This is a genomic window from Methylohalomonas lacus (assembly GCF_024808875.1).
Taxonomy (GTDB): Bacteria; Pseudomonadota; Gammaproteobacteria; order Methylohalomonadales; family Methylohalomonadaceae; genus Methylohalomonas; species Methylohalomonas lacus.
Genome location: NZ_JANUCT010000002.1, coordinates 170,059 through 191,325 on the forward strand (window position 1 = coordinate 170,059; position 21,267 = coordinate 191,325).

Consider the following 21,267-nt stretch of genomic DNA (forward strand, 5'->3'; position numbering starts at 1 on the left):
GTCAATAAACTCGTTTCTTCGGCGGTATGACCTCGGCTTCATCGGTCAGCGTGTACATATGCACCGGCCGGTAGTCGAAACGGACCTCGCCCTGTTCGTTCAGCCACACCAGCGTGTGTTTCATCCAGTTTTCGTCGTCGCGATCTGGATAGTCCTCGCGGGCGTGGGCGCCGCGACTTTCCAGCCGATTGGCAGCTGAATGAATGCTGACCACGGCATTGCCGAGCAGGTTGTCCAGTTCCAGCGCCTCGACCAGGTCGGTATTCCAGATGAGCGATTTGTCGCTCACCTTGACGTCGCCGAATGAGGCGTGGACATCCTTCATCTTCTCGATGCCCTCGGCGAGCGTTTCGCCGGTGCGGAACACGGCCGCGTCGTTCTGCATGGTGCGCTGCATGTTGTCGCGAATCTTCGCCACCGGCGTGCTGCCGTCATTGTGAAGAATGCGATCGAAGCGCGACAGGCAGAAGTCGTCAATGCTGTCCGGCAACGCCTTGTGCGTCTGCCCCGGTTTGATGGTGGCGGCGCAGTGCTGAGCGGCGGCGCGGCCGAAGACGATGAGATCCAGCAGCGAGTTCGAACCCAGGCGGTTGGCGCCGTGTACCGATACGCAGGCGGCCTCGCCGATCGCCATCAGGCCCGGCACGACCGCGTCCGGATCGCCGTTTTTCAGGGTGACGACCTGGCCCAGGTAGTTGGTCTGCACGCCGCCCATGTTGTAGTGCACCGTCGGCAGCACCGGGATCGGTTCCTTGGTAACATCGACGCCGGCAAAAATTCGGGCTGACTCGGCGATGCCCGGCAGGCGTTCGTTGATCACTCCCGGTCCCAAGTGTTCCAGGTGCAGGTGGATGTGATCGCCGTTGGCGCCGACGCCGCGACCCTCGCGAATTTCAATGGTCATGGAACGGCTGACGACGTCGCGCGAGGCGAGATCCTTGGCGGTCGGCGCGTAGCGTTCCATGAAGCGTTCGCCGTTGCTGTTGGTCAGGTAACCACCTTCGCCACGCACGCCTTCGGTAATGAGACAGCCGGAGCCGTAGATGCCGGTCGGGTGGAACTGGATGAACTCCATGTCCTGCAGTGGCAGACCGGCACGCAGCACCATGCCGGTGCCGTCGCCGGTGCAGGTATGCGCCGACGTGCAGGAAAAGTACGAGCGGCCGTAACCGCCGGTTGCGAGCACGACTTCATGGGCACGGAAGCGGTGCAGGCTGCCATCTTCCAGGCACCAGGCCCAGAGGCCGCGACAGACGCCTTCATCGTCGATGATCAGGTCCAGGGCCAGGTACTCGATGTAGAATTCGGCATTATTCTTCAATGACTGCTGATAGAGCGTGTGCAGGATCGCGTGACCGGTGCGATCGGCCGCAGCGCAGGTGCGTTGTGCAGTGCCTTCGCCGAAGTTGGTGGTCATGCCACCGAACGGTCGCTGGTAGATCTTGCCCTCGTCGGTGCGTGAGAACGGCACGCCGTAGTGTTCCAGCTCGATGACCGCCTGCATGGCATTCTTGCACATGTACTCGATCGCATCCTGGTCGCCGAGCCAGTCGGAACCCTTGATGGTGTCGTACATGTGCCAGCGCCAGTCGTCCTCACCCATGTTGGCCAGTGCCGCCGACATGCCGCCCTGGGCGGCAACGGTGTGACTGCGGGTCGGAAACACCTTGGTGACGCAGGCGGTGGTCAGGCCTTCGGCGGCCATGCCGAACGTGGCGCGCAGGCCGGCACCGCCGGCACCGACGACAACCACGTCGTACTGATGTTCGGTAACTTCGTAAGCCTTCGACATAACGTTATAAACCCAGGGAAACTTTGAGCACGGCGATGATCGACGCCAGTGCCGCGAAAACGGCGATGAACTTGACGACCACCAGCGAGGTGAGTTTCTGCCAGTGGCCGTGCACGTAATCCTCGATCACGACCTGTACGCCCAGCTGGGCATGATGAAACAGTGCCGCGATGAACAGGATCAGCAGGGTGGCGGTCAGCGGTGACTGCAGTCGCTCGACCGCAGTGGCGTGATCGCTGCCGATCAGGCAGACCAGCGTGACGATGAACCACAGCGACAGCGGCACCAGGGCGATGGCGGTCAGGCGCTGGGCGATCCAGTGGTGCAGGCCGGACTTCGCCGACCCCAGGCCGCGTGCGCGACCGAGCGGACTGCGCAGACTCATGCTCCACCTCCCATGCGTAATGCCGCGATGATCCAGGTCGCCACGGTCAGCACGATACTGACGGCGACGACGGCGAAGCCGGAGGCATAAGTGGTCTTCAGTTCCAGCCCATAGCCGGCATCCCAGAACAGGTGCCGGATACCGTTGGCCAGGTGATAGTACAGCGCGGCGACCCAGCCGAATAACAGCAGCTGACCCGGCCAGCTGCCGATAACGGCCTGGGCGTTGGCGTAGCTGTCCGGGCCCGCCGCCAGCGCGAGCAGCCAGTAACACAGCACGAGCGCACCAAGACTCAGGAACAGGCCGGTACCACGATGGGTGATCGACAATACCGAAGTGAGCTGGGGTTTGTAGACTTGCAGATGCGGCGACAGTGGCCGTTGTCTTGCAGACATCTTCGGGCTACCTGTTTTATTGATTTAAAGTTAGAAATACCGGTGGCAGAACAATACCGGTGTCAGCTCAGAAAGCATGCAGCCAATAGACTAGAAGTCGATACAGCGACCGGCTTTCTCCCAGTCACCATAGCGCGTTGGTTCGAGCCCTTTCGGTCCGCCAATCTCCTGCGTGCCGGAACCCTCCTGATCGCCGGCCGGTGTGGCATCGTTGCGGTCGGGCTTGGCAGTGTCCGGCCTAGTTGCCGGTTGAGTTTGCCTGTCGATTGATGCGTTGTCTGACATCACGAGCCTCTCGAACGGTTCGGGTTGCTGATGCGGGCTGAATGATACCTTAATCTGAAGCTATTGTTGCGACCGTGGCGCGCCGAAAACACATAACTGCAGCGACCGGGCAAAAGCGCTAGTATCTTTTTTCCGGCCCGTGAATGCAAGATAGACAGTTATTTAACAGCCGTTTTACGGGTGCAAAATACCCATGTTCCAGGACAATTCCATGCTCCAGCCGTTGCATCTGCGCACCGGCAACCAGGCGGCTCTGCAATGGTTTATCGGCCTGCTTCATGCGATCGCGCTGCTGCTGTTGCCGCTGACGTCGTTGTCATTCGGCCAGGCGGTTGCCCTGGCCGCGGCGGTTTTGTTGCATGGCGGCATACAGTGGTATCGCTACCGGCCGCAGCGACCGCGGGCGGTAGCCGAGATACGACTGGATAGCCCGGAACGCGCGACGGCGGCGCGATGGTGGCTGCGGTTGGCCACGGGCCACTGGCTGCCGGCGCAGCTGTGCGACGACGCCCTGATTCACCCGCGACTGCTGGTGCTGCGCTTTCGCAGCGAACACGGCAGCCACCGCGTGCTGCTCTGTGCCACCACCGAAAACGCCGCGGTCCTGCGCCGACTGCGTGTGTGGTTGCGGCATCCGGTGGCTGGTGCTGAGCAGTGACAGGTGAATGGTAACTGGTTGATTGGGCAATCTTTCCAATCACTTATCACCTGTCACCAATCTCCTCCGCAACGCCCGCCGTGTGCGCCAGGCCAGCCACAGCCGCCGGATCGGTGTCAGTGCATACTGCCGGCTGCCGATGTGGCAGCCGTCCCTGACGATTTCGCCGGCCAGCGCCGCGTCCAGCCGCGCCAGGATCAGCCCGTGCAGGAAGTGCGGCGCCGCAGCGGCGGGGTAGGCCAGTCGCAGTTGCTCGATCCGCTGTCGCAGCTGCGTGAACTTTTGCGCCAGCAAGTTGCGCCAGTCCGGGGCGGTCAAGTCGGTCGTTTCGGCCAGCCCGGCATGCGCCAGATCGGCGCGTGCCAGTGGCCGGCACAGGCCCTGGGCCAGGGTCTGCGGCAGGGCCTGCAGGGCGCGCAGTTCGTGGTGCCGCTGGCCGAGTTCGGCGGCGGCGTCCAGTGCGGCGTCGCTGTCGACGCCGCCGAGCTGCGCCGACAGTCGCCACAGCGGCGCGAAATGGCGTTGATAGTCGGCATCCAGCTGGCTGGCCAGTTCGCGGTCGGGCAGACTGACCGCGTCCTGCAGCCGTGCAATCGCGTCGATGACTTCCATCATGGCCGGCCGGCCGTGGCCGAACGCCGGTTGCAACGCCTGGCCCAGCGGGTGGCGGGCGTGGCCCGCGGCGACGCGTTGCATTTCCTCGGCCCACCATTGCAGGCGCAGCCGGGCGACTCCCGGATCCTGGATGTCCGTCAGGCTTTTTAGCAGTTCGTGTTCCAGTGCGTGCCAGGCGAGCAGGGCTGACCGCCGCGCGGGATCACTGAACAGGCAGGCATAGTAGAGCGCCGAACCGGTTGGTGCGGCCTGGGCGATGAAGTAGTCGACGCCGCTGGCGTTGTCAGCCGCCGTGGGCATGGGTTTGCAGCCAGGCGTCGATGTCGGCAACGCTGCTCACGATGGCATCGGCGCCCCAGTCGGTCGGATCCTCGTCCCTGGCCAGGTAACCGTAGGCCGCGGCGAGCGTGTACAGCCCGGCGGCCTGACCGGCGGCGATGTCGCGCTGCGCGTCGCCGATGTAGACCGCACGCGCCGGCGCACAGCCGAGCTGTTCGCAGGCCAGCAACAGGGCTTCGGGCGCCGGTTTCGGCTGTTGGACCTGGTCGCCGCAGACCAGGCAGGCGCTGCGGCGATCCAGCCCGATTGCCGCGAGCAATGGTTCACTCAGCCACAGCGGCTTGTTGGTGACGATCCCCCAGCGCCAGCCGCGTGCCTCGATGTTGTCGAGCAGTCCGGCCATGCCGGCAAACAGCGGTGATGCCCCGGGCTGCTCGTTAAGCAGCCGGGCGTAGATGTCGAGAAATTCGCGCCGCAGCTGTTCGCGCTCGGCACTGTCGCAATCGGCAAAGGCCAGCGCGATGAGTGCCGCGCCGCCCTGGGAGACGATCGGTCGTACCGCCGTGTAGTCCGGCGGTGCCCGGCCCTTGAGCTGGCACAGGCTGTTCAGGGCGGCCGCCAGGCCGGGTGCCGTGTCGACCAGGGTGCCATCGAGATCGAACAGGACCCCGTCGAGTTGCAGGTTGCGGACGGTCATCTTGGCAGTTTAAGTCAGTGTTCGCGCCGCGCGTGCAGCAGGTAATTAATTGCGGTCGAGCGGCCGATGTAGGCGCGGTTGAGCCCCGGCAGGTAGGTCAGGCCGCTGATGTCGCGGACCTGCAACTGTTGCTGCCGGCAGCCGGCGGCGAGCTCAGCGGGGCGGATGAAATAGCTGTAGTCGTGGGTCCCGCGCGGCAGCAGACCGGTGACGTATTCCGCGCCGATGATGGCGAAGGCGTAGGCGGCGGCGCTGCGGTTCAGGGTCGACAACACCAGGTCGCCGCCCGGCTTGAGCAGCCGGGCGCAGTCGGCGATGATCTGGCCCGGCGTCTCGACATGTTCGAGCATCTCCAGGCAGGTGATCACGTCAAAGCGCGTCTCACCGTCCGCCAGCAGATCGGCGCTGCTGCCGTGAATGTAGTCGATCGCCAGTGATTGCTGGCGGGCGTGATCGCGGGCAACCGCGATGAGTTCGTCGGCCACATCGACACCGGTAACGTGTGCGCCGCGCGCGGCCATGGCCTCGCATAACAGACCGCCGCCGCAGCCCAGATCCAGTACTTGCTTGCCGGCCAGCTGACAACGCGCATCGATGTATTCGAGCCGGATCGGATTGATGACATGCAGGGTGCGCAGCGCGCCGTCACTGTCCCACCAGTCGTCGGCATGGCGGGCGAACGGCGTGGCGGCCGCAGGCGCCTGGGTTGGATTGTCTGCCTCTGTTGTCATGGCTGGTGGTACCAGTTTCTCATCACCGGGTTCAAAAACGCTCATTGTACCCGCGAAGGCGGGCTGGTGGCTAAATGGATCAGCCGCGACAGGCATGGATTTTTACGCCTGCTTAAGGTAGATTTTGCAGCGTGGAGGACGCTGATACATGTACGCTGGATAGCGCTGGCTGCATATAGAAGCACAACGTAAAAAATACTAAGGGCGAAAGGGAATGAATAGAAGGCTGCCAACAACAAGAATGATGCGCCTGCTGGCCGGTTTGGGCTTGCTCGTGCTGCTGGCCGGTTGCGCCAGTTCGGGCGACCCGCGTGACCCGCTGGAAGGTTTCAACCGCGGTGTTTACCAGTTCAACGAGGGTGCGGATGAATACGTGATCCACCCGATCGCCCGCGGCTACAAGACCGTTACCCCGGAAATCGTCGATGATGGCGTGACCAACTTCTTTGGTAACCTGGGTGAGATCGTCAATTTCGTCAACAACCTGCTGCAGTTCAAGGTTGAAGGCTCGATCATGACCGTGAGCCGTTTCATGATCAACACAACCATCGGCATCGGCGGTTTCTTCGATGTTGCCGGCGAAGCCGGGATTCCGCGCTATAAGGAGGATTTCGGCCAGACCCTGGGTTACTGGGGCGTCGGCTCCGGCCCCTACGTGGTGCTGCCGCTGCTCGGACCGAGCAGCGTGCGCGATACCGGCGGCCTGGTGGCGGACGGTTTTCTCAACCCGATCGCCTACATCGACGACGATGCCTGGCAGTACAGCCTGATCGCACTGGGCTTTATCGACGTCAAGGCCGATATGATGCGCACGCGTGATCTGCTGAGTGAAGCCGCACTGGATGAATACGATTTCGTCAAAACCGCCTACTTCGAGCGGCGCGAGAACCAGATCAACGATGACGCCGAGGGTGAAGGTTCGATGATGTACCCGGGTTACGATGAAACCTTTGGCCAAGATGACCTGGACGGCGCGCAGGACGAATAGAAAACGCTTATCCCCGCCGGCTATTGGCCGGCGGGTTCCTTTCACATGATTGTCGGCACTGCGGGCTGCGCCCGCCGGTCACCCGGCGAGCAGCATCACCACTACGATCAGTGCGATAACCAGTGCCGCTATGATGGCGAGGCGCGGCCATAACGAGGTTCCGCTTAACTTGATGGGCTGGGCCTGCCGGTGTAACAGTTCGCCGGCATCCATGCGGTTCAGCATCACGGTCTGGTTATTGCGAAAGGTTTTGGCGCTGATCGCTTCCTCGCCGGCCGCCGCCCTGGGCGTGGTATAATTGGCTTGCGTGACCGGTTCCGGCGACTCACCGCGGAGAATTGCTTCCAGGTAGTTCGTGCGCGCCTCGCGATAGCTTTGCCGGTCGAGCTGGCCCTCGGCATACTGCCTGGCGAGTTGTCGCAGTCCGGTTGCTTCCAAACTCGTCATGATCTTTCAGAAAATATCGACCACGACGACAGTGATGTTGTCGGCAGCTTTGCGTGTCAGCGACAGGTCGACCAGATTATTGGCGGCCGCCCCGGTATCACCATCGGCAAGGAGGTCGCGAATTTCCAGATCGGTGACATGCTTGGTCAGGCCGTCGCTGCATAACAGAAAGCGATCACCTGAGCGCAGGTTGCACATGTCCATGTCCAGAAACAGCTCGTCCGCGGCGCCGACCGCGCGCGTGATCATGTTGGCGTGCGGGTGATGGCTTGCTTCCTCGCGTGAGATCAGGCCCTGCTCGACGTATAGCTCTACCTGCGAATGATCGGCGGACAGCTGCTGCAGCTGGTCCTCGCGATGCCGGTAAATACGGCTGTCACCGGCCCAGATGAAAACGCCTAGATCACGGTAGGTGAGCAATGCGACCACCGTGCTGCCGATGGTCAGGCGCTGCCCCCCTTCTGTGGCCTTTTCGATGAGGTGCTGGTTAACCTGTAGCAACTGGTCCTCGATCTGGCTGATGCGCTGGGGCAGCGAATCTTCGTCTGTTACCTGATTGAGGCTGTCGACGATCATCTGACTGGCAACATCGCCGGCGGAATGTCCACCCATGCCATCGGCTACCGCCCAGAGTCCAATATCGCTGCGTTCGAGAAAGGAATCCTCGTTGTGCCTACGGATCTTGCCGACATGTGTCAGTCCGGCTGAGCGCCAGTGCAGTTCCTTGGCGGTGGATGGTTCGTTGTGCTTCGGTTCGATCACTGCGATGCCTTTATTGAATCCGATATCCATTTCTGTGCCTTGACTGTCGACTCAGCTGGCTTTGACCTGGCGGTCGCGATGCTGCTGAAGTTTCCTAGCTGTATTCATGACTGAAATGTACAACCTCGGTGGGTTTATCGTTGAATGCCCGACCGAGACTGATACAGCCGGTCCCCGACAGCGGCATCTCTTCGCGTCGCAGGAAAGCATCGCCGTTATCATTGATGCGTACATGCGTACCATTGGTGCTCTGGTCGATAATGATGAATTTCTCGCGTCGCAGTTCGATGCGCACATGCTGGCGCGAGGCGAGTTTTTCATTGATGGACAGGTCACAGCCCTGGCTACGGCCGATCACGATCGATGAACGATCGTGATCCAGCACGATGACCTGGCCGTTATAGTTAAGATGCAGTTTGACCTGCGATGGTTTCTTGTCGTCCGGCAGCATCCCGGCGGCCATGCGCGTGACGTCGTCCTGCTGCCAGATGATCTCGTAAATGTCGACGCCACCCTGCTTGCCCTTCAGGGAGGCGTGATCGACGAAGCGCGTACCGGCCTGCATGACCGACGGCAGTAGATCGATGGTACTCTTGGTCGTCATGATCTGCCGCGCCTTGGCCAGGGCGGTCATGCGCGCAGCGGTATTTACGGCATCGCCGAAGATATCACCGGATTCGCTGAGTGCGGGACCGAAATGCATGCCGATGCGGATGGTGATCGGATCACTATTGGCATCCGTTTCGTCTTCAAGAATCTCGTGCATCTCGCAGGCTGCTGTAGCAGCATCGGCGGCGCTGTCAAACGTACACATGATTTCGTCACCGATGGTCTTGATGACAGTGCCGTTGAAGCGCCTGGTAACGCCGGCAATCGTATCAAGCGTTGTGGTGATGAGGGACTGGGCCGTCGAGTCGCCCAACACTTCATAAAGCGTGGTGCTGCCGCTTATATCGGCAAAAAGAATGGCTATGTTCGTCGTTGTCGGGGCCATGCTGATTGTGTTGTCGATGAATTAAGTCTGCCGCTGCCAGTTCCCTCGCGCCAGGGCAGCGGAAGCAGGTCATGCATGGCTGGCCTCAACTGACCCGGTCAGCGTATGCTCGTTACCCGTGCGCTTCGAATTGCCCCGTTCCCCCACATTGACAGGGTCGCGCTCGAGTGCACGACCCGTGTCAACTGCCTTACTATAGCCATTCATCTCCGCCAAGTCATCAGCCGGTTGGCTACAGGACCGGCGTTCGGAATCGATGGTCTATCGATTGTGCCTTGCGCCATGCATACGGACATGTCGTGGCCGGTCTTGCTCAGGGCAATAAAAGGCCCTGTTTCTCATTGGCCGAGTGATGAATGTTGATATAGCCAGTCAATTAGTGTACTTCACGCTTTACCGGGAAAGGCGGCCTGGATCTTCGGGAAGAAGCAGTCGTTGTTGCGATAGCCATAGGCCATGCGCTTGATGACCTTGATGTGGTTGTTCATGCCTTCGAGGTGCTACTGTCCAGCGCCGTTCGGCGCTTTGGACCTCCGGTGCACGCCACAGGCTTTTGAGCAGGTCCTTGAGCAGGTTGGTTATGTGCAGGGTCTGACTGTCGGCCAGCAGTCCGTCGAGGATCACGGCCTTATGGTCGCCAGGTCAGTTGCGGTTGTACAGTAGCAGCCAGCGTCTGCTTGATGACTCGGCGGGCGGCCTGTCATGGCGCAGCTGGTTGGCCTGGTCGATGAGCTCGTGGCCGAACATGGCGATGACGTGGAACAGGTTGTAGACGATATCGGCGTAGCATAGTGCGCCTGGAACTCGAGGTCGAAGGCGGAGTTCATGTCCATGGCCTCGACCTTTCGGCAATTTGGACCCAGCTACATGAAGAATGGCTGCCTCGCCTCGCGCAGGGCTTGGTTTCGGCCGTGTCGTATCAAACCGACTGTAACTCGTTGGCGCTACCGCCTCTCGTCAGAGTGTCACGTTAAGCTGCGATTAAGCTGATAAAAACCCCGGTCGGACCGGGGTTTCATCTACTCGTTGGGAATACTCTTGGCCTGGCCGGTTTCGCCTTCCTTGGGACCGTACTTGTCGATGTATTCCGCGCTGAGCTTCTCGGCTTCCGACAGCTGTTCCTCGTTCAGGTTGCTTTTGGCGGACTCGATGCCGTTGGCGGAAGCGGCATGCTTGTGCGAGGCGCCGGTCTTGTACCAGACATAGGCACGCTCATAATCACGCGGTACGCCTTCACCCTTCATGTACAGCCGGGCCAGGTTGTACTGGGCCTGGGGAATGCCTTGCTCGGCCGACTTGCGCAACCATTTGCTGGCTTCTTCGACGTCCTGGCTCGTACCCTGGCCTTTGAGATACATCATGCCCAGGTAATACTGCGCGTAGCCATGGTCAGCGGTTTCCGAGAGTGACTGCATGGTGGTAAATGCCTTGTCGTATTCACCCATCAGATAGGCCACAACCCCCTGGTTGAAATCCGCCCACGCGGACATATTCAGCGAAAAGAACAGCACTAGACCGTAAACAATCTTTTTCATGGGATAATCCCTGTTATAGGTTGGTCTTGAAAATGGACTTCATTAAAATCGTTTGTCCGGCCGGTGACCGGGCGCCGGGCAGCCGATTTTTGTAGTGGTTACGCCTGATTAGTCCCGGCAGGCGCAAAATTGTTTCATCGCCACCGGCGAAAGTAAATATTGACCCTATTCGACAGGTAACTGCCATGACGGAATTCTCCGCTTTCAGAGTCCACGAGCAGGATGGCGAGGTGCGCGGCGCACTGGAGCCGGTTGTGCTGGAATCGCTCTCGGCCGGCGAGGTCGTCATCCGCGCGGCTTGGTCGAGCGTCAATTACAAGGATGCCCTGGCGGCGACCGGCAAGGGCCGCATCATACGCCAATTTCCGCGCATCGCCGGTATCGATGTCGCCGGCACAGTACACAGCTCGGACGACAGCCGCTTCCGCCCCGGCGACGCGGTGCTGGTGACCGGCTATGACTTCGGCGTCGACCACGACGGCGGCTATGCCGAGTACTGCCGCGTACCGGCCGAGTGGGTGGTGCCGCTGCCGGACGGGCTCGGCCTGCGCGAGGCCATGATTCTCGGCACTGCCGGCCTGACAGCCGCGATCTGTATCCAGCGCATGGAAACCAACGGCCAGGCGCCGCATCAAGGGTCGATCGTGGTCACCGGCGCCAGCGGCGGCGTCGGCAGCTTTGCCATCGACATGCTCGCCGGGCTCGGTTACCGGGTTACCGCGCTGACCGGCAAGGACAGCGAACACGACTATCTGAAATCGCTGGGTGCGGCCGATATCCTTGACCGCACCAGCCTGGATACCGGCAGCAAGCCGATGGAAAAGGCGCTGTGGGCCGGTGCGGTCGACAATGTCGGCGGCGAGATTCTGACCTGGCTGACGCGCACCACCCAGCCATGGGGCAACATCACCGCGGTCGGTCTGGCCGGCGGCACCGAGCTCAAGACGACCGTGATGCCTTTTATCCTCCGTGGCGTCGCGCTGCTCGGGGTAACGTCCTCGGGCTGCCCGACGGCCCTGCGCCACCGGCTCTGGCAGCGCCTGGCGACCGACCTGAAGCCGCGTCATCTCGAGCGCATTGTTAGCCGCGAGGTAGAACTCGCCGATCTGCCGCAGGTTTTCGACGACATGCTGGCCGGCAAGACCTCGGGCCGGACTCTGGTGAAAATCGCCGGTGAATGACTGCGGTAGCGCTGGCGTCCACCAACCCATTGCAGGAGCGGCGCCCCCGCCGCGAAGAATGGTCAAATCTCCGCCATAATCGGCGTTCTCTTCGGCCCGTGGTCGGGCCTACTACCGGGGCCGTGCCCGGACGCGCAATGTTTGCCGCGGTGCGATAAAATAGGCGTTTTTCCAGTCCGCCCGCTAGAGGCGGAGCGAATCACCAACTACTATCGTTGAGACATGGCAGGCAAGACACTTTACGACAAGATCTGGGACGCGCACGTCGTCGAGGACTACGGCGACGACACGGCGTTGATTTACATCGACCGGCAGCTCATCCACGAGGTGACCTCGCCGCAGGCGTTCGAGGGCCTGAAGCTGGCCGGGCGCCAGCCCTGGCGCCTGGCCGCCAACCTGGCGGTACCGGATCACAACGTGCCGACGCGCAACCGCGAGAACATCGAGGATCCGGTGTCACGTCTGCAGCTGCAGACGCTGGACCAGAACTGCACCGACTTCGGCATTACCAAGATCGAGATGCTGGATCGCCGCCAGGGCATCGTCCATGTTATCGGCCCGGAGCAGGGTGCCTGTTTGCCGGGCATGACCATTGTCTGCGGTGATTCACACACTTCCACTAACGGCGCGCTGGGTGCGCTGGCGTTCGGCATCGGCACGTCCGAAGTCGAGCACGCGCTCGCCACGCAGACGCTGATCCTGCGCAAGGCGAAGAACATGCGCGTCACCGTGCGTGGCCACGTCGGTACCGGCATCACCGCCAAGGACATCATGCTGGCGATCATCGGCAAGATCGGTACCGCCGGCGCCACCGGCTATACCATGGAGTTCGCCGGCGAGGCCATCCAGGATCTGTCCATGGAAGGCCGCATGACCGTCTGCAACATGAGTATCGAGGCCGGCGGCCGTGCCGGCCTGGTGGCCGTCGACGATCGCACCATCGATTATGTGAAAGGCCGGCCGATGGCGCCATCCGGCGAACTCTGGGATCAGGCCGCAGCCGCCTGGCGCGAGCTGGTCAGCGACGCTGACGCCGTATTCGACAAGGAAGTGGTGCTCGACGCCGAAGACATCCAGCCACAGGTCACCTGGGGGACGTCGCCGGAAATGGTCGTACCGGTCGGTGCGTGCGTACCGGATCCGGCCGACGAGGCGGATACCAGCAAACGCGAGGGCATGCAGCATGCGCTGAAATACATGGCACTGGAAGCGGGCACGCCGATCACGGACATCAAGCTCGACAAGATATTCATCGGCTCGTGCACCAACGCCCGCATTGAAGATTTGCGTGCCGCAGCCGCCGTCGTGCGCGGTAACCGCATCGCCGTGAATATCAAGGAAGCGATGGTCGTACCCGGTTCCGGCCTGGTCAAATGGCAGGCGGAAAAGGAAGGCCTCGACAAAATATTCCAGGACGCCGGCTTCCAGTGGCGCGATCCCGGTTGCTCCATGTGCCTCGGCATGAACCCGGATCGCCTGAGCCCCGGCGAACGCTGCGCCTCGACCTCGAACCGCAACTTCGAGGGTCGCCAGGGTGCCGGCGGCCGCACGCACCTCGTCAGCCCGGCCATGGCCGCGGCAGCCGCAATCGCCGGTCACTTCGTCGACGTCCGGAAATTCGTCGAGGAAAATACCGAGGCGGCGGCGCTATGAAGTGATCAGTGATTAGTAATTAGATAAAGGATACCCGAGCATGGAGCGCTCCGATGAAAACCCACAGGGATTTGGATGTCTGGCACATTGCCATAGAGCTTGCTGAAAATATCTATGTGTTAACGCGAGAATTTCCAAATCAGGAAATCTACGGTCTGGTTTCACAGATTCGCCGGTCTGCGGTTTCAATTAGTGCCAACCTTGCAGAAGTTGGGGCAAGGAATACGCGAAAGGAATTTCTACAGTTTCTTTATTATGCAAGAGCTTCGAGCAGTGAGCTTGATACCCTTCTCGAAATTGCAAAGCGGCCAAATATGGCTGAACAGGGAAAGATTAAATAGGCAAAGGATCAAAACCTGGTAATCACCCGGATGCTGAATGCATTGATCAGAAAATTGAAGAGTTGAAACCATTCACCAATAACCAGTTACCAATTACTTAAATGGAACCATTCAAAACATTCACCGGGCTCGTCGCCCCGATCGACCGTTCCAACGTCGATACCGATGCGATCATCCCGAAGCAGTACCTGAAATCGATCTATCGTACCGGTTTCGGGCCGAACCTGTTCGACGACTGGCGCTACCTGGACCCGGGCGAGCCAGGCGACGATCACAGTAAACGGCGTCTGAACCCGGATTTCGTACTGAACCAGCCGCGCTATCAGGGCGCCGGGATCCTGTTGGCGCGCAAGAATTTCGGCTGCGGCTCGTCGCGTGAACACGCCGTCTGGGCGCTGACCGACTACGGTTTTCGCGCGGCCATCGCGCCGAGCTTTGCCGATATTTTCTACAGCAACAGCTTCAAGAACGGTTTCCTGCCCGTGCAGTTGCCGGAGCAGGTGGTCGATACGCTGTTTCAACAGGTTCACGCCAATGAAGGCTATCGTCTGACTGTTGATCTCGAGAACCAACAGGTGATCACACAAGCCGGCGACAGCCATGCCTTCGAGATCGATGCCGGCCTCAAGGACCGTCTGCTCAGGGGACTGGACGATATCGGCGTAACGTTGACCGAGGCGGCCGACGCCATACGCCGTTATGAAGCAAAGCGCACACAGCAGGCTCCCTGGTTGTTCCCCGATCGGCAGGCCTAGGCTGTCTTTATTATGAACCTGTAAGGCCCACACCTGTCTGATGAAAAATGAGCTTATTGTTTGGAAAGACTTATTCAGATCATCCCGGTATGGGCAGGGCATTACTGGCATTGCTGCTTATGGGAGGCGCTGCGCCTGGCATGGCTGCAGAGACCGGATCCTCGCAGGTGATAGAGCGGTTTACTTTTACTGACTCACCGGATGCTGATGCATCCGATACGCTTCGGGATCAAGGCTATGAATTCAAGCTCGACGCCGAGGGGCTCGACCTGCAATTTTCCGGCGACGGGCTGGTGCTGGAAACGGACAGTCAACGCGCTGGCCTGATTGCCCGGGAAGTCAACATCGAGGATGTGGACCGGGTACGTATCACCTGGGGCGTCAATGAGTATCCCGAGGGCGCCGACTGGGCAGCGGGCGTCTATCGTGTTCCGATCGCCGTGATGATCTCATTCGGCGACAAGGAAATTGATAGCGGTTCGATGTTTGTGCCGGACGTTCCCTACTTCGTGGGACTGTTCCTGGGCGAAAAAGAACAGGAAGGTCACGCCTACAAGGCCAATTACTATCACGAGGGCGGACGCTATTTCTGTCAACCCTGTAATCCCGAGCCCGGCGAAACGATTACCACGGTCTTCAACTTCGACGAGGTACTTACAGAACAGTTTGATATCAGCACCTCTATGCCCGTGAGCAGTGTCGGCATTCAGATGAATACCAACGACACCCAGGGTAGTGCCAAGGCATTTATACAGGAAATTGAATTCCTGTCCGATGGTGAATCGAGCGACCGGATCGTGAAATCCGACCAGGATGAGCGCTAATAGCGGAGTTCAGTCTGCTGAAACAGCTACCCCGGCGCGCCACTGTCCGTTGTGTGCGGATCGGCAGTTAACGTTATTTGCCGAGGTCAAGCATAAAGCACAACAGCGCCTGTATTATCAGTGCAACGTCTGCTGGCTGATTCATCTCGACCCGTCACAGCGGCCGGATCCGACGGCGGAAAAAGCCCACTACGATACCCATGATAACGACCCGGCCGATCCGGGCTACCGCAAGTTTCTCTACCGGCTGGTCGAGCCGCTGGTGCCGAAGCTCAGGCCCGGGGCAACAGGCCTCGACTATGGTGCCGGGCCCGGGCCGACGCTGTCGGTCATGCTGGGCGAGCAGGGCTTCAGTGTCACGAATTACGATCCCATCTATGTCCCGGATACAGACGTTCTGGAACGTGACTATGACTTCATCACCTGCACCGAGACGGCCGAACACTTCTTCCGGCCAGGCCGGGAATTCGAACGACTGAACGCGTTGCTGCGCCCCGGTGGCTGGCTCGGTCTGATGACCATGCGCCGCGACCCGCAACGACCGTTCGCCAGCTGGCATTACATCCGCGATCCGACGCACGTCTGCTTTTACGAACAGGAGACACTGGAATGGATTGCTATGCGCTTTGGTTGGCGGCTGATAATCGTCAGCAAGAGTGTCGCATTGTTTCATAAACCCGGCGGAACACAAATCAGTGATTAATCAGCTCGGGCTCTGGTTCGATTCGGCTTGTATTCAGCAAGCCGGGATCAGAAGATCAGGCCTGTTAAGTCTGAATACGCCCTGAAACAAAAGCAGATAACGGCAATGCCAGCAGATGCCATAACCTGTGACTTCCTGGTGATCGGTGGCGGTGTCATAGGCCTGACCATCGCGCTTGAACTCAAGCGTCGTCATCCCGCTGCAAAAATCGTGGTCCTGGAAAAGGAGCCGGCCAGTGGCTGCCATGCCAGCGGTCGCAATAGTGGCGTGCTACATGCCGGCTTTTACTATTCCAGCGACAGTCTGAAGGCGCGACTGACCCGGGACGGTAACCGCGAGTGGCGTGCCTATTGTGAGATAAAGGGTCTCAGGATCAATCATTGCGGCAAACTGGTGGTTGCGCATGATGAGCATGATCGGGCAGGACTGCATGAGTTGATGCAGCGCGGCCAGGATAATAATGTCGAACTGGAACTTGTCAGCGCAAAACAGGCCAGTGACATTGAGCCGCGTGTAAAAACGCATGAGCAAGCGATCTGGTCACCAACCACGTCCTCGGTTGATCCGGCAGCCATTATGGATTCGCTGGTCGACGATGTGCGCGATCAGGACATACAGTTGCGCCTGGATGAAGCGTTCATCAAGTACGATCCGGAAACAGGCAAACTAGGGTCTTCCCGACAAACCTATTCCGCCGGATACATCGTCAATGCAGCCGGACTCCATGCCGATCGCGTGGCCGGCCATTTCGGTTTTTCCAGGGATCATCGAATCATTCCCTTCAAGGGGCTGTACCTGTCTCCCGGGGCAGGCAGTTACCGACCGGCAACCAATATCTATCCCGTGCCGGATCTCAGGCATCCGTTTCTGGGTGTGCATTTCACGGTCACCGTGGATGGGGAGACCAAGATAGGGCCTACCGCGGTGCCAGCGCTGTGGCGGGAAAATTACCAAGGGTTACAGAATTTCAGCTTGAATGAGTTTTTTGAAATATTCGCCCGGGAAGCCGAGCTGTTTGCCTTTAACCGCTTTGATTTCCGCGCCTTGGCGCTGCGGGAGCTCAGGAAAAACCGGCGCAAATACATGGTTGAATGTGCCGCCCGGATGCTGGATGGTGTGCCGGCGATGGGATTCGCGAAATGGGGCAATGCCGGTATCCGGGCGCAGCTGGTGAATACCCGGGACAAGGTGCTGGAAATGGACTTTAGGGTTGAAGGCGATGACCGTTCGTTACATGTTTTGAACGCGGTATCACCGGCCTTCACATGTGCTTTTTCCTTTGCGCGCTATCTGGCCGATCGGATGGAAACGCTTGCCAACAGCCAGCCGGCTCCGGCTGATACGATCCAGTAAGCTATTATCTGGCATCTGATCTGACTGTCAGTCTGCAAGTACCTCGTTTTATATATATGGGCAGTTGCGATTGACCAGTAGGATGCATGTTGTTCCCGTCTGTGCGGCACCTATTAATACGGACTGGATCCATACCAATACAACTCGGGGGATAACAGGAACATGCTGAGTTCCGTATTATTTGGCTCGACAACGGCGCTGGGTTGGGGCTGCGCTGACTTTATTGCCCGCTTTACCGGTCGGGCTATAGGCCATCACAGTGCGTTGATGGGGATGCTTGGCATCAGTGCCGTCGTGCTGACCCTGGTCGTGTGGTTTGCCGATATTGAACTGGTGACCGACGTCTCGGCCTGGTGGCAGATAGTCCTGAGCGGTGTCGGCATCATGCTGGCGACGCTGTTTCTGTACTGGGGTCTGGAACGCGGTCCCGTCACGGTCGTGGCGCCTATTGTCGGTGCCTATCCCGCCTTCAATCTGCTCTTTGCAGTCGTGACGGGCGTCAGACCCTCCCTGTGGCAATGGGTCGCGATGGGCCTGGTGATGCTCGGCGTAATCGTGGTGGCCGCTTGTGCCGAGATCGAAGTGGCGGAGGAAGACGAAGAGCATGATCGTTCCGAGATCACCAAAACGATCATCATCGCGATCATCTCATCCATCGGCTTTGCCTTGACCGTTGCGGCCGCGCAGCAGGCCATGGAAACCTATGGCGAATTGCAGACCATATGGCTCGCCCGTTGGGTTGGTTTTGTTGCAATTGCGTGCCTGTTCGTGATTCGTGGCGAGGCCCCAACCATGCCGATTCGCTGGTGGCCGGTACTGACCGTCCAGGGTGTACTGGATGCTACGGCCTATGTGTCACTGCTTTATGGCAGTATGGGCATCGGTGCGCAGATGACCGTCGTGATTGGTTCCAGCTTCAGTGCCGTTACGGTCGTTCTGGCAAAGATATTTCTGCATGAACCCATGAGCTGGCGACAATGGCTGGGTATCGGATTTATTCTTTCAGGCGTTATATTGATTTCCACCTATAAATAGATGCTGGACACGCCTGCCTGCCCGTTCATCAGGTTCCGGCTGAAAGCAACGCCCGCCATAGCGGCCGGGAAGGGTAGTGGGATCGAGGGATAAATGGTGGGCGATGCTGGTTTCGAACCAGCGACCTCTGCCGTGTGAAGGCAGCGCTCTCCCGCTGAGCTAATCGCCCGCTACTGACCAATATCAGATTTTGCACCTATCCTGAGTGATAGGGCGGTAAATTGTATGCAGACTGCGTGTCTCGGTCAATCCAGGGACGCAGAATTGGTACGCAGCCAGGCTGCCAGTACCGTTTCACTCATATTGCCGGCAGCGACGGCAACCATGCTTTCCACTTCTTCGGTTTCAGCAGGTTCCAAGGCCTTGCCATTGAGAAACAGGAAAGCACGGCTCCCAAGCAGGGCTGTTCGCTTGTTGCCATCGTTAAACGGGTGGTTTTTTATGATGCCGTGGCAAAGTGAAGCCGCCAGGTCGAAAAGGTCCGCGCCCTTATTGTAGTGAAATGTATTAATGGGCCGGTTGAGGGCGCTCTCCAGAAGTGCGTTATCGCGTATGCCGCTGAGACCGCCAAAATGCCAGATGGCCTCGGCATGAATGGCCAGAGCCATTTGCCGGGTCAGCCATTTGGGTTCTGTCATCTTTTTGACAGTTCATGCAGGGCATTCCGGTGCCGGCGCATGTAGTCGCGATTCGAGTCCATGACAGCGGCGAAATCGGGATCGTAGGGTGTCAGTTGTACCCCTTCGGGAGTCTGAATCGCGTACAATTCGTCACCTTCTGCAACGCCTAATGAGTCGAGTAGCTCCCGGTTCAATATGAGACCGTAGGAATTACCGATTTTGCGTATCTTAAGGGCAGCATGGTTGCTCATGGTTGTCTCCTAGCGTTTCAACCAATTGTAGTACATATGTTATAACATATATACAAATGCCGGAAATTCAGTAGAAAAATCGTTAATATATTGAAATTAAAGAGATAATCATGACCGTCCGAACCCGTTTTGCCCCCAGCCCGACCGGTTACCTGCACATCGGCGGCGTCCGCACCGCGCTGTTTTCCTGGCTGCAGGCGCGCAAGCTGAATGGCCGTTTCGTACTGCGTATCGAGGACACCGACCGTGAGCGCTCGACCCAGGAAGCCGTCGACGCGATCCTCGAGGGCTTGGACTGGCTTGGCCTGGATTACGACGAAGGACCTTACTACCAGACGCAGAACAGCGATCGCTACCAGGAAGTCATCGATCAGTTGCTGGCCGCGGGCCAGGCCTATCGCTGCTACTGCAGCCGCGAGGAACTCGAGGCCATGCGCGAGCAGGCGATGGCCCGCGGTGAAAAGCCGAAATATGACGGTCGCTGCCGGGATCGCGAAGATACCCCGCCCGGTGTGCATCCGGTGATTCGTTTCCGCAGCCCCGAGGCTGGCCAGACCGTGGTCGACGACCGCATCCAGGGGCGCGTGGTCTACGACAACAGCGAACTCGACGACCTGATCATCGCCCGCTCCGACAATACGCCGACCTACAACCTGACCGTCGTCGTCGACGATCTGGACATGAAAATCACTGACGTCATCCGCGGTGACGATCATCTCAACAATACGCCCCGGCAGATGAACATCATGACGGCGCTCGGCCACGAACCGCCGCGCTACGCCCACGTGCCGCTGATCCTGGGGCCGGACGGCAAGCGCCTGTCGAAGCGCCACGGCGCGACCAACGTGCTGCAGTACCGCGACGCGGGTTATTTGCCGCAGGCGCTGCTGAATTACCTGGTGCGGCTCGGCTGGGCGCACGGCGACCAGGAAGTGTTCGCCCTCGACGAAATGATCCACAAGTTCGATATCAGCGACGTCAATAAATCGGCGGCGCGCTTCGATACCGAAAAGCTCAACTGGCTCAACCAGCACTATCTGAAAAACACCGCGCCGGCGGAACTGGTGCGTCCCCTGGAGGCGCAGCTGCGCGCCCTCGGCGTCGATCCCGGCAATGGCCCGGATCTGGGGCGCCTTGCGGAAGTCCAGCGCGAACGCTGTGAAACCCTGAAGGCCATGGCCGCGGCCAGCCGCGTATTTTTCGAGGAGTTCGAGGACTACGACGCCAAGGCAGTCGACAAACACATGGGGGCCGATGCCCGGCCGGTGCTCGAATACCTGCACGGGCAGCTGGCGCAGCTGTCCGACTGGCGCCAGGAAACGTTGCACGGGGTGATCAAAGCCAGCGCCGAGGCGCTGGAACTGAAGATGGGCAAAGTGGCCCAACCGCTGCGGGTCGCGCTCTGCGGTACCGCCGTGTCGCCATCGATCGACGCGACCCTGGAATTGCTGGGGCAAAACCGGACCCTGGACAGAATCACCCGGGCGATCAATCACATCCGTGAATAACAAGCGCGCTGTTCAACTTGACAGGGGCGCGTCTGTCGCGTAAATTCTCGCGTCTTTCAGGGTTGAGATACAGCCGTATCCACAGCCCGCAAAACAACGATTTTCGGGGCCATAGCTCAGCTGGGAGAGCGCCTGCATGGCATGCAGGAGGTCGGCGGTTCGATCCCGCCTGGCTCCACCAAATTTACAAGTGACTGGTGAACAGTGACTTGTGAATAGTGGTACATGGCAGAATACAAGCGCACCAGCAGCATCCCGCCATTCACCCGACACTATTCACGAATCGACCATTAGTCCCCATCGTCTAGAGGCCTAGGACACCGCCCTTTCACGGCGGCAACAGGGGTTCGAATCCCCTTGGGGACGCCATCTTCATTCCTTCATTGCGACCCCGGCCTTGAGCCGGGGAAAGCAATCCAGCAAGATTGCCGCGGTCGCCTGACGGCTCCCTCGCAATGACGACATGATTGTTTCCATCTA

At 59.6% G+C, this 21,267-nt stretch carries 26 protein-coding genes and 3 tRNA genes; 13 read left to right on the forward strand and 16 right to left on the reverse strand.

Going from position 1 to position 21,267, the window contains the following annotated elements:
* Position 1: 1 nt before the first annotated feature.
* From sdhA to J2T55_RS02105, 4 genes are all read right to left on the reverse strand, one after another.
* The gene (gene sdhA, locus J2T55_RS02090; RefSeq protein WP_259053939.1) at positions 2 to 1,792 is read right to left on the reverse strand and encodes a succinate dehydrogenase flavoprotein subunit; all 1,791 of its coding nucleotides are present in this window, start codon (positions 1,790 to 1,792) and stop codon (positions 2 to 4) included.
* Positions 1,793 to 1,796: 4 nt separating this feature from the next.
* The gene (sdhD, locus tag J2T55_RS02095) at positions 1,797 to 2,177 is read right to left on the reverse strand and encodes a succinate dehydrogenase, hydrophobic membrane anchor protein (protein ID WP_259053940.1); all 381 of its coding nucleotides are present in this window, start codon (positions 2,175 to 2,177) and stop codon (positions 1,797 to 1,799) included.
* A complete protein-coding gene (gene sdhC, locus J2T55_RS02100) occupies positions 2,174 to 2,572 on the reverse strand; it encodes a succinate dehydrogenase, cytochrome b556 subunit (RefSeq protein ID WP_259053941.1) in 399 nt (132 codons plus the stop codon). The genes sdhD and sdhC overlap by 4 nt, the downstream gene beginning before the upstream one ends.
* A gap of 90 nt (positions 2,573 to 2,662) precedes the next feature.
* Positions 2,663 to 2,857, reverse strand: coding sequence for a DUF1674 domain-containing protein (locus J2T55_RS02105; protein ID WP_259053942.1), 195 nt, complete (start codon positions 2,855 to 2,857; stop codon positions 2,663 to 2,665).
* A gap of 193 nt (positions 2,858 to 3,050) precedes the next feature.
* On the opposite strand from J2T55_RS02105, the gene J2T55_RS02110 reads away from it, so the two are divergent.
* Entirely contained in the window at positions 3,051 to 3,515 is a 465-nt protein-coding gene (locus J2T55_RS02110) for a hypothetical protein (RefSeq protein ID WP_259053943.1), read from the forward strand.
* A gap of 39 nt (positions 3,516 to 3,554) precedes the next feature.
* On the opposite strand, the gene J2T55_RS02115 is transcribed toward J2T55_RS02110, so the two are convergent.
* From J2T55_RS02115 to ubiG, 3 genes are read right to left on the reverse strand one after another with little or no spacing between them, the layout of a single operon-like run.
* Positions 3,555 to 4,430: a squalene/phytoene synthase family protein gene (locus tag J2T55_RS02115; protein WP_259053945.1), complete on the reverse strand. Its 876-nt coding sequence runs from the start codon at positions 4,428 to 4,430 to the stop codon at positions 3,555 to 3,557.
* On the reverse strand, positions 4,414 to 5,106 hold the full coding sequence (locus J2T55_RS02120) for an HAD family hydrolase (RefSeq protein WP_259053947.1): 693 nt from the start codon (positions 5,104 to 5,106) through the stop codon (positions 4,414 to 4,416). The genes J2T55_RS02115 and J2T55_RS02120 overlap by 17 nt, the downstream gene beginning before the upstream one ends.
* A gap of 14 nt (positions 5,107 to 5,120) precedes the next feature.
* Entirely contained in the window at positions 5,121 to 5,837 is a 717-nt protein-coding gene (gene ubiG, locus J2T55_RS02125) for a bifunctional 2-polyprenyl-6-hydroxyphenol methylase/3-demethylubiquinol 3-O-methyltransferase UbiG (RefSeq protein ID WP_259053949.1), read from the reverse strand.
* A gap of 214 nt (positions 5,838 to 6,051) precedes the next feature.
* Here ubiG and J2T55_RS02130 point away from each other — a divergent pair, with 214 nt between their 5' ends.
* Positions 6,052 to 6,825 carry an MlaA family lipoprotein gene (locus J2T55_RS02130; protein ID WP_259053951.1) on the forward strand — a complete coding sequence of 258 codons (774 nt, stop codon included), beginning with the start codon at positions 6,052 to 6,054 and terminating at the stop codon, positions 6,823 to 6,825.
* A 78-nt stretch (positions 6,826 to 6,903) separates the two neighbouring features.
* Here J2T55_RS02130 and J2T55_RS02135 read toward each other — a convergent pair whose 3' ends face one another.
* The 5 genes from J2T55_RS02135 to J2T55_RS02155 form a co-directional block, all read right to left on the reverse strand.
* Positions 6,904 to 7,272: a hypothetical protein gene (locus tag J2T55_RS02135; RefSeq protein WP_259053952.1), complete on the reverse strand. Its 369-nt coding sequence runs from the start codon at positions 7,270 to 7,272 to the stop codon at positions 6,904 to 6,906.
* A 6-nt stretch (positions 7,273 to 7,278) separates the two neighbouring features.
* Positions 7,279 to 8,064 carry a PP2C family protein-serine/threonine phosphatase gene (locus J2T55_RS02140; RefSeq protein WP_259053954.1) on the reverse strand — a complete coding sequence of 262 codons (786 nt, stop codon included), beginning with the start codon at positions 8,062 to 8,064 and terminating at the stop codon, positions 7,279 to 7,281.
* 64 nt (positions 8,065 to 8,128) lie between these two features.
* Positions 8,129 to 9,028, reverse strand: coding sequence for an adenylate/guanylate cyclase domain-containing protein (locus J2T55_RS02145; RefSeq protein ID WP_259053955.1), 900 nt, complete (start codon positions 9,026 to 9,028; stop codon positions 8,129 to 8,131).
* A gap of 386 nt (positions 9,029 to 9,414) precedes the next feature.
* A complete protein-coding gene (locus tag J2T55_RS02150) occupies positions 9,415 to 9,516 on the reverse strand; it encodes a transposase (RefSeq protein ID WP_259053956.1) in 102 nt (33 codons plus the stop codon).
* A 531-nt stretch (positions 9,517 to 10,047) separates the two neighbouring features.
* Positions 10,048 to 10,563, reverse strand: coding sequence for a tetratricopeptide repeat protein (locus tag J2T55_RS02155; RefSeq protein ID WP_259053957.1), 516 nt, complete (start codon positions 10,561 to 10,563; stop codon positions 10,048 to 10,050).
* A gap of 185 nt (positions 10,564 to 10,748) precedes the next feature.
* On the opposite strand from J2T55_RS02155, the gene J2T55_RS02160 reads away from it, so the two are divergent.
* From J2T55_RS02160 to J2T55_RS02185, 6 genes are all read left to right on the forward strand, one after another.
* Positions 10,749 to 11,744: a YhdH/YhfP family quinone oxidoreductase gene (locus J2T55_RS02160; protein ID WP_259053958.1), complete on the forward strand. Its 996-nt coding sequence runs from the start codon at positions 10,749 to 10,751 to the stop codon at positions 11,742 to 11,744.
* A gap of 222 nt (positions 11,745 to 11,966) precedes the next feature.
* On the forward strand, positions 11,967 to 13,397 hold the full coding sequence (leuC, locus tag J2T55_RS02165) for a 3-isopropylmalate dehydratase large subunit (protein WP_259053959.1): 1,431 nt from the start codon (positions 11,967 to 11,969) through the stop codon (positions 13,395 to 13,397).
* Positions 13,398 to 13,450: 53 nt separating this feature from the next.
* A complete protein-coding gene (locus J2T55_RS02170) occupies positions 13,451 to 13,738 on the forward strand; it encodes a four helix bundle protein (protein WP_259053960.1) in 288 nt (95 codons plus the stop codon).
* A gap of 101 nt (positions 13,739 to 13,839) precedes the next feature.
* The gene (gene leuD, locus J2T55_RS02175) at positions 13,840 to 14,493 is read left to right on the forward strand and encodes a 3-isopropylmalate dehydratase small subunit (RefSeq protein ID WP_259053961.1); all 654 of its coding nucleotides are present in this window, start codon (positions 13,840 to 13,842) and stop codon (positions 14,491 to 14,493) included.
* Positions 14,494 to 14,540: 47 nt separating this feature from the next.
* Positions 14,541 to 15,317 (forward strand): hypothetical protein, encoded by a 777-nt coding sequence (locus J2T55_RS02180; RefSeq protein ID WP_259053962.1) that lies wholly within the window; start codon positions 14,541 to 14,543, stop codon positions 15,315 to 15,317.
* Positions 15,307 to 16,020 carry a class I SAM-dependent methyltransferase gene (locus tag J2T55_RS02185; RefSeq protein WP_259053964.1) on the forward strand — a complete coding sequence of 238 codons (714 nt, stop codon included), beginning with the start codon at positions 15,307 to 15,309 and terminating at the stop codon, positions 16,018 to 16,020. The genes J2T55_RS02180 and J2T55_RS02185 overlap by 11 nt, the downstream gene beginning before the upstream one ends.
* A 33-nt stretch (positions 16,021 to 16,053) precedes the next feature.
* Here J2T55_RS02185 and J2T55_RS02190 read toward each other — a convergent pair whose 3' ends face one another.
* Positions 16,054 to 16,266, reverse strand: a complete 213-nt coding sequence (locus tag J2T55_RS02190; RefSeq protein WP_259053992.1) for a hypothetical protein — start codon at positions 16,264 to 16,266, stop codon at positions 16,054 to 16,056.
* Here J2T55_RS02190 and J2T55_RS02195 point away from each other — a divergent pair.
* Together J2T55_RS02195 and J2T55_RS02200 are read left to right on the forward strand one after the other, a co-directional pair.
* A complete protein-coding gene (locus J2T55_RS02195) occupies positions 16,189 to 17,373 on the forward strand; it encodes an NAD(P)/FAD-dependent oxidoreductase (RefSeq protein WP_259053988.1) in 1,185 nt (394 codons plus the stop codon). The two genes, J2T55_RS02190 and J2T55_RS02195, sit on opposite strands and share 78 nt — an antisense overlap.
* Before the next feature lie 162 nt (positions 17,374 to 17,535).
* Positions 17,536 to 18,408, forward strand: coding sequence for a DMT family transporter (locus tag J2T55_RS02200; RefSeq protein ID WP_259053966.1), 873 nt, complete (start codon positions 17,536 to 17,538; stop codon positions 18,406 to 18,408).
* A 94-nt stretch (positions 18,409 to 18,502) separates the two neighbouring features.
* Here J2T55_RS02200 and J2T55_RS02205 read toward each other — a convergent pair.
* From J2T55_RS02205 to J2T55_RS02215, 3 genes are all read right to left on the reverse strand, one after another.
* Positions 18,503 to 18,577 (reverse strand) — tRNA-Val (locus J2T55_RS02205).
* Positions 18,578 to 18,653: 76 nt separating this feature from the next.
* Entirely contained in the window at positions 18,654 to 19,046 is a 393-nt protein-coding gene (locus J2T55_RS02210) for a type II toxin-antitoxin system death-on-curing family toxin (protein WP_259053968.1), read from the reverse strand.
* Entirely contained in the window at positions 19,043 to 19,279 is a 237-nt protein-coding gene (locus tag J2T55_RS02215; RefSeq protein ID WP_259053970.1) for an AbrB/MazE/SpoVT family DNA-binding domain-containing protein, read from the reverse strand. Before J2T55_RS02215 ends, J2T55_RS02210 begins: the two co-directional genes overlap by 4 nt.
* Positions 19,280 to 19,389: 110 nt before the next feature.
* Between J2T55_RS02215 and gltX the strand changes: the two genes are divergently transcribed.
* From gltX to J2T55_RS02230, 3 genes are all read left to right on the forward strand, one after another.
* Positions 19,390 to 20,787: a glutamate--tRNA ligase gene (gene gltX, locus J2T55_RS02220; protein WP_259053971.1), complete on the forward strand. Its 1,398-nt coding sequence runs from the start codon at positions 19,390 to 19,392 to the stop codon at positions 20,785 to 20,787.
* Positions 20,788 to 20,892: 105 nt separating this feature from the next.
* Positions 20,893 to 20,968: transfer RNA gene (locus J2T55_RS02225), tRNA-Ala, on the forward strand.
* Positions 20,969 to 21,080: 112 nt separating this feature from the next.
* Positions 21,081 to 21,156 (forward strand) — tRNA-Glu (locus J2T55_RS02230).
* Positions 21,157 to 21,267 lie beyond the last annotated feature (111 nt).

Bases quoted from the DNA above. Each gene is read 5' to 3' on its own strand.
- sdhC (WP_259053941.1), bottom strand. From the start codon at position 2,572: ATGTCTGCAAGACAACGGCCACTGTCGCCGCATCTGCAAGTCTACAAA.
- J2T55_RS02170 (WP_259053960.1), top strand. From the start codon at position 13,451: ATGAAAACCCACAGGGATTTGGATGTCTGGCACATTGCCATAGAGCTT.
- J2T55_RS02160 (WP_259053958.1), top strand. From the start codon at position 10,749: ATGACGGAATTCTCCGCTTTCAGAGTCCACGAGCAGGATGGCGAGGTG.
- J2T55_RS02210 (WP_259053968.1), bottom strand. From the start codon at position 19,046: ATGACAGAACCCAAATGGCTGACCCGGCAAATGGCTCTGGCCATTCAT.
- J2T55_RS02155 (WP_259053957.1), bottom strand. From the start codon at position 10,563: ATGAAAAAGATTGTTTACGGTCTAGTGCTGTTCTTTTCGCTGAATATG.
- J2T55_RS02140 (WP_259053954.1), bottom strand. From the start codon at position 8,064: ATGGATATCGGATTCAATAAAGGCATCGCAGTGATCGAACCGAAGCAC.
- sdhD (WP_259053940.1), bottom strand. From the start codon at position 2,177: ATGAGTCTGCGCAGTCCGCTCGGTCGCGCACGCGGCCTGGGGTCGGCG.
- J2T55_RS02190 (WP_259053992.1), bottom strand. From the start codon at position 16,266: ATGGCAGCCACTGGCCGGCTCCTTTTCCAGGACCACGATTTTTGCAGC.
- ubiG (WP_259053949.1), bottom strand. From the start codon at position 5,837: ATGACAACAGAGGCAGACAATCCAACCCAGGCGCCTGCGGCCGCCACG.
- J2T55_RS02110 (WP_259053943.1), top strand. From the start codon at position 3,051: ATGTTCCAGGACAATTCCATGCTCCAGCCGTTGCATCTGCGCACCGGC.
- J2T55_RS02200 (WP_259053966.1), top strand. From the start codon at position 17,536: ATGCTGAGTTCCGTATTATTTGGCTCGACAACGGCGCTGGGTTGGGGC.
- sdhA (WP_259053939.1), bottom strand. From the start codon at position 1,792: ATGTCGAAGGCTTACGAAGTTACCGAACATCAGTACGACGTGGTTGTC.
- J2T55_RS02180 (WP_259053962.1), top strand. From the start codon at position 14,541: ATGAGCTTATTGTTTGGAAAGACTTATTCAGATCATCCCGGTATGGGC.
- J2T55_RS02105 (WP_259053942.1), bottom strand. From the start codon at position 2,857: ATGTCAGACAACGCATCAATCGACAGGCAAACTCAACCGGCAACTAGG.
- J2T55_RS02120 (WP_259053947.1), bottom strand. From the start codon at position 5,106: ATGACCGTCCGCAACCTGCAACTCGACGGGGTCCTGTTCGATCTCGAT.
- J2T55_RS02215 (WP_259053970.1), bottom strand. From the start codon at position 19,279: ATGAGCAACCATGCTGCCCTTAAGATACGCAAAATCGGTAATTCCTAC.
- J2T55_RS02145 (WP_259053955.1), bottom strand. From the start codon at position 9,028: ATGGCCCCGACAACGACGAACATAGCCATTCTTTTTGCCGATATAAGC.
- J2T55_RS02130 (WP_259053951.1), top strand. From the start codon at position 6,052: ATGAATAGAAGGCTGCCAACAACAAGAATGATGCGCCTGCTGGCCGGT.
- J2T55_RS02135 (WP_259053952.1), bottom strand. From the start codon at position 7,272: ATGACGAGTTTGGAAGCAACCGGACTGCGACAACTCGCCAGGCAGTAT.
- J2T55_RS02115 (WP_259053945.1), bottom strand. From the start codon at position 4,430: ATGCCCACGGCGGCTGACAACGCCAGCGGCGTCGACTACTTCATCGCC.
- J2T55_RS02150 (WP_259053956.1), bottom strand. From the start codon at position 9,516: ATGAACAACCACATCAAGGTCATCAAGCGCATGGCCTATGGCTATCGC.
- leuD (WP_259053961.1), top strand. From the start codon at position 13,840: ATGGAACCATTCAAAACATTCACCGGGCTCGTCGCCCCGATCGACCGT.
- J2T55_RS02185 (WP_259053964.1), top strand. From the start codon at position 15,307: ATGAGCGCTAATAGCGGAGTTCAGTCTGCTGAAACAGCTACCCCGGCG.
- leuC (WP_259053959.1), top strand. From the start codon at position 11,967: ATGGCAGGCAAGACACTTTACGACAAGATCTGGGACGCGCACGTCGTC.
- gltX (WP_259053971.1), top strand. From the start codon at position 19,390: ATGACCGTCCGAACCCGTTTTGCCCCCAGCCCGACCGGTTACCTGCAC.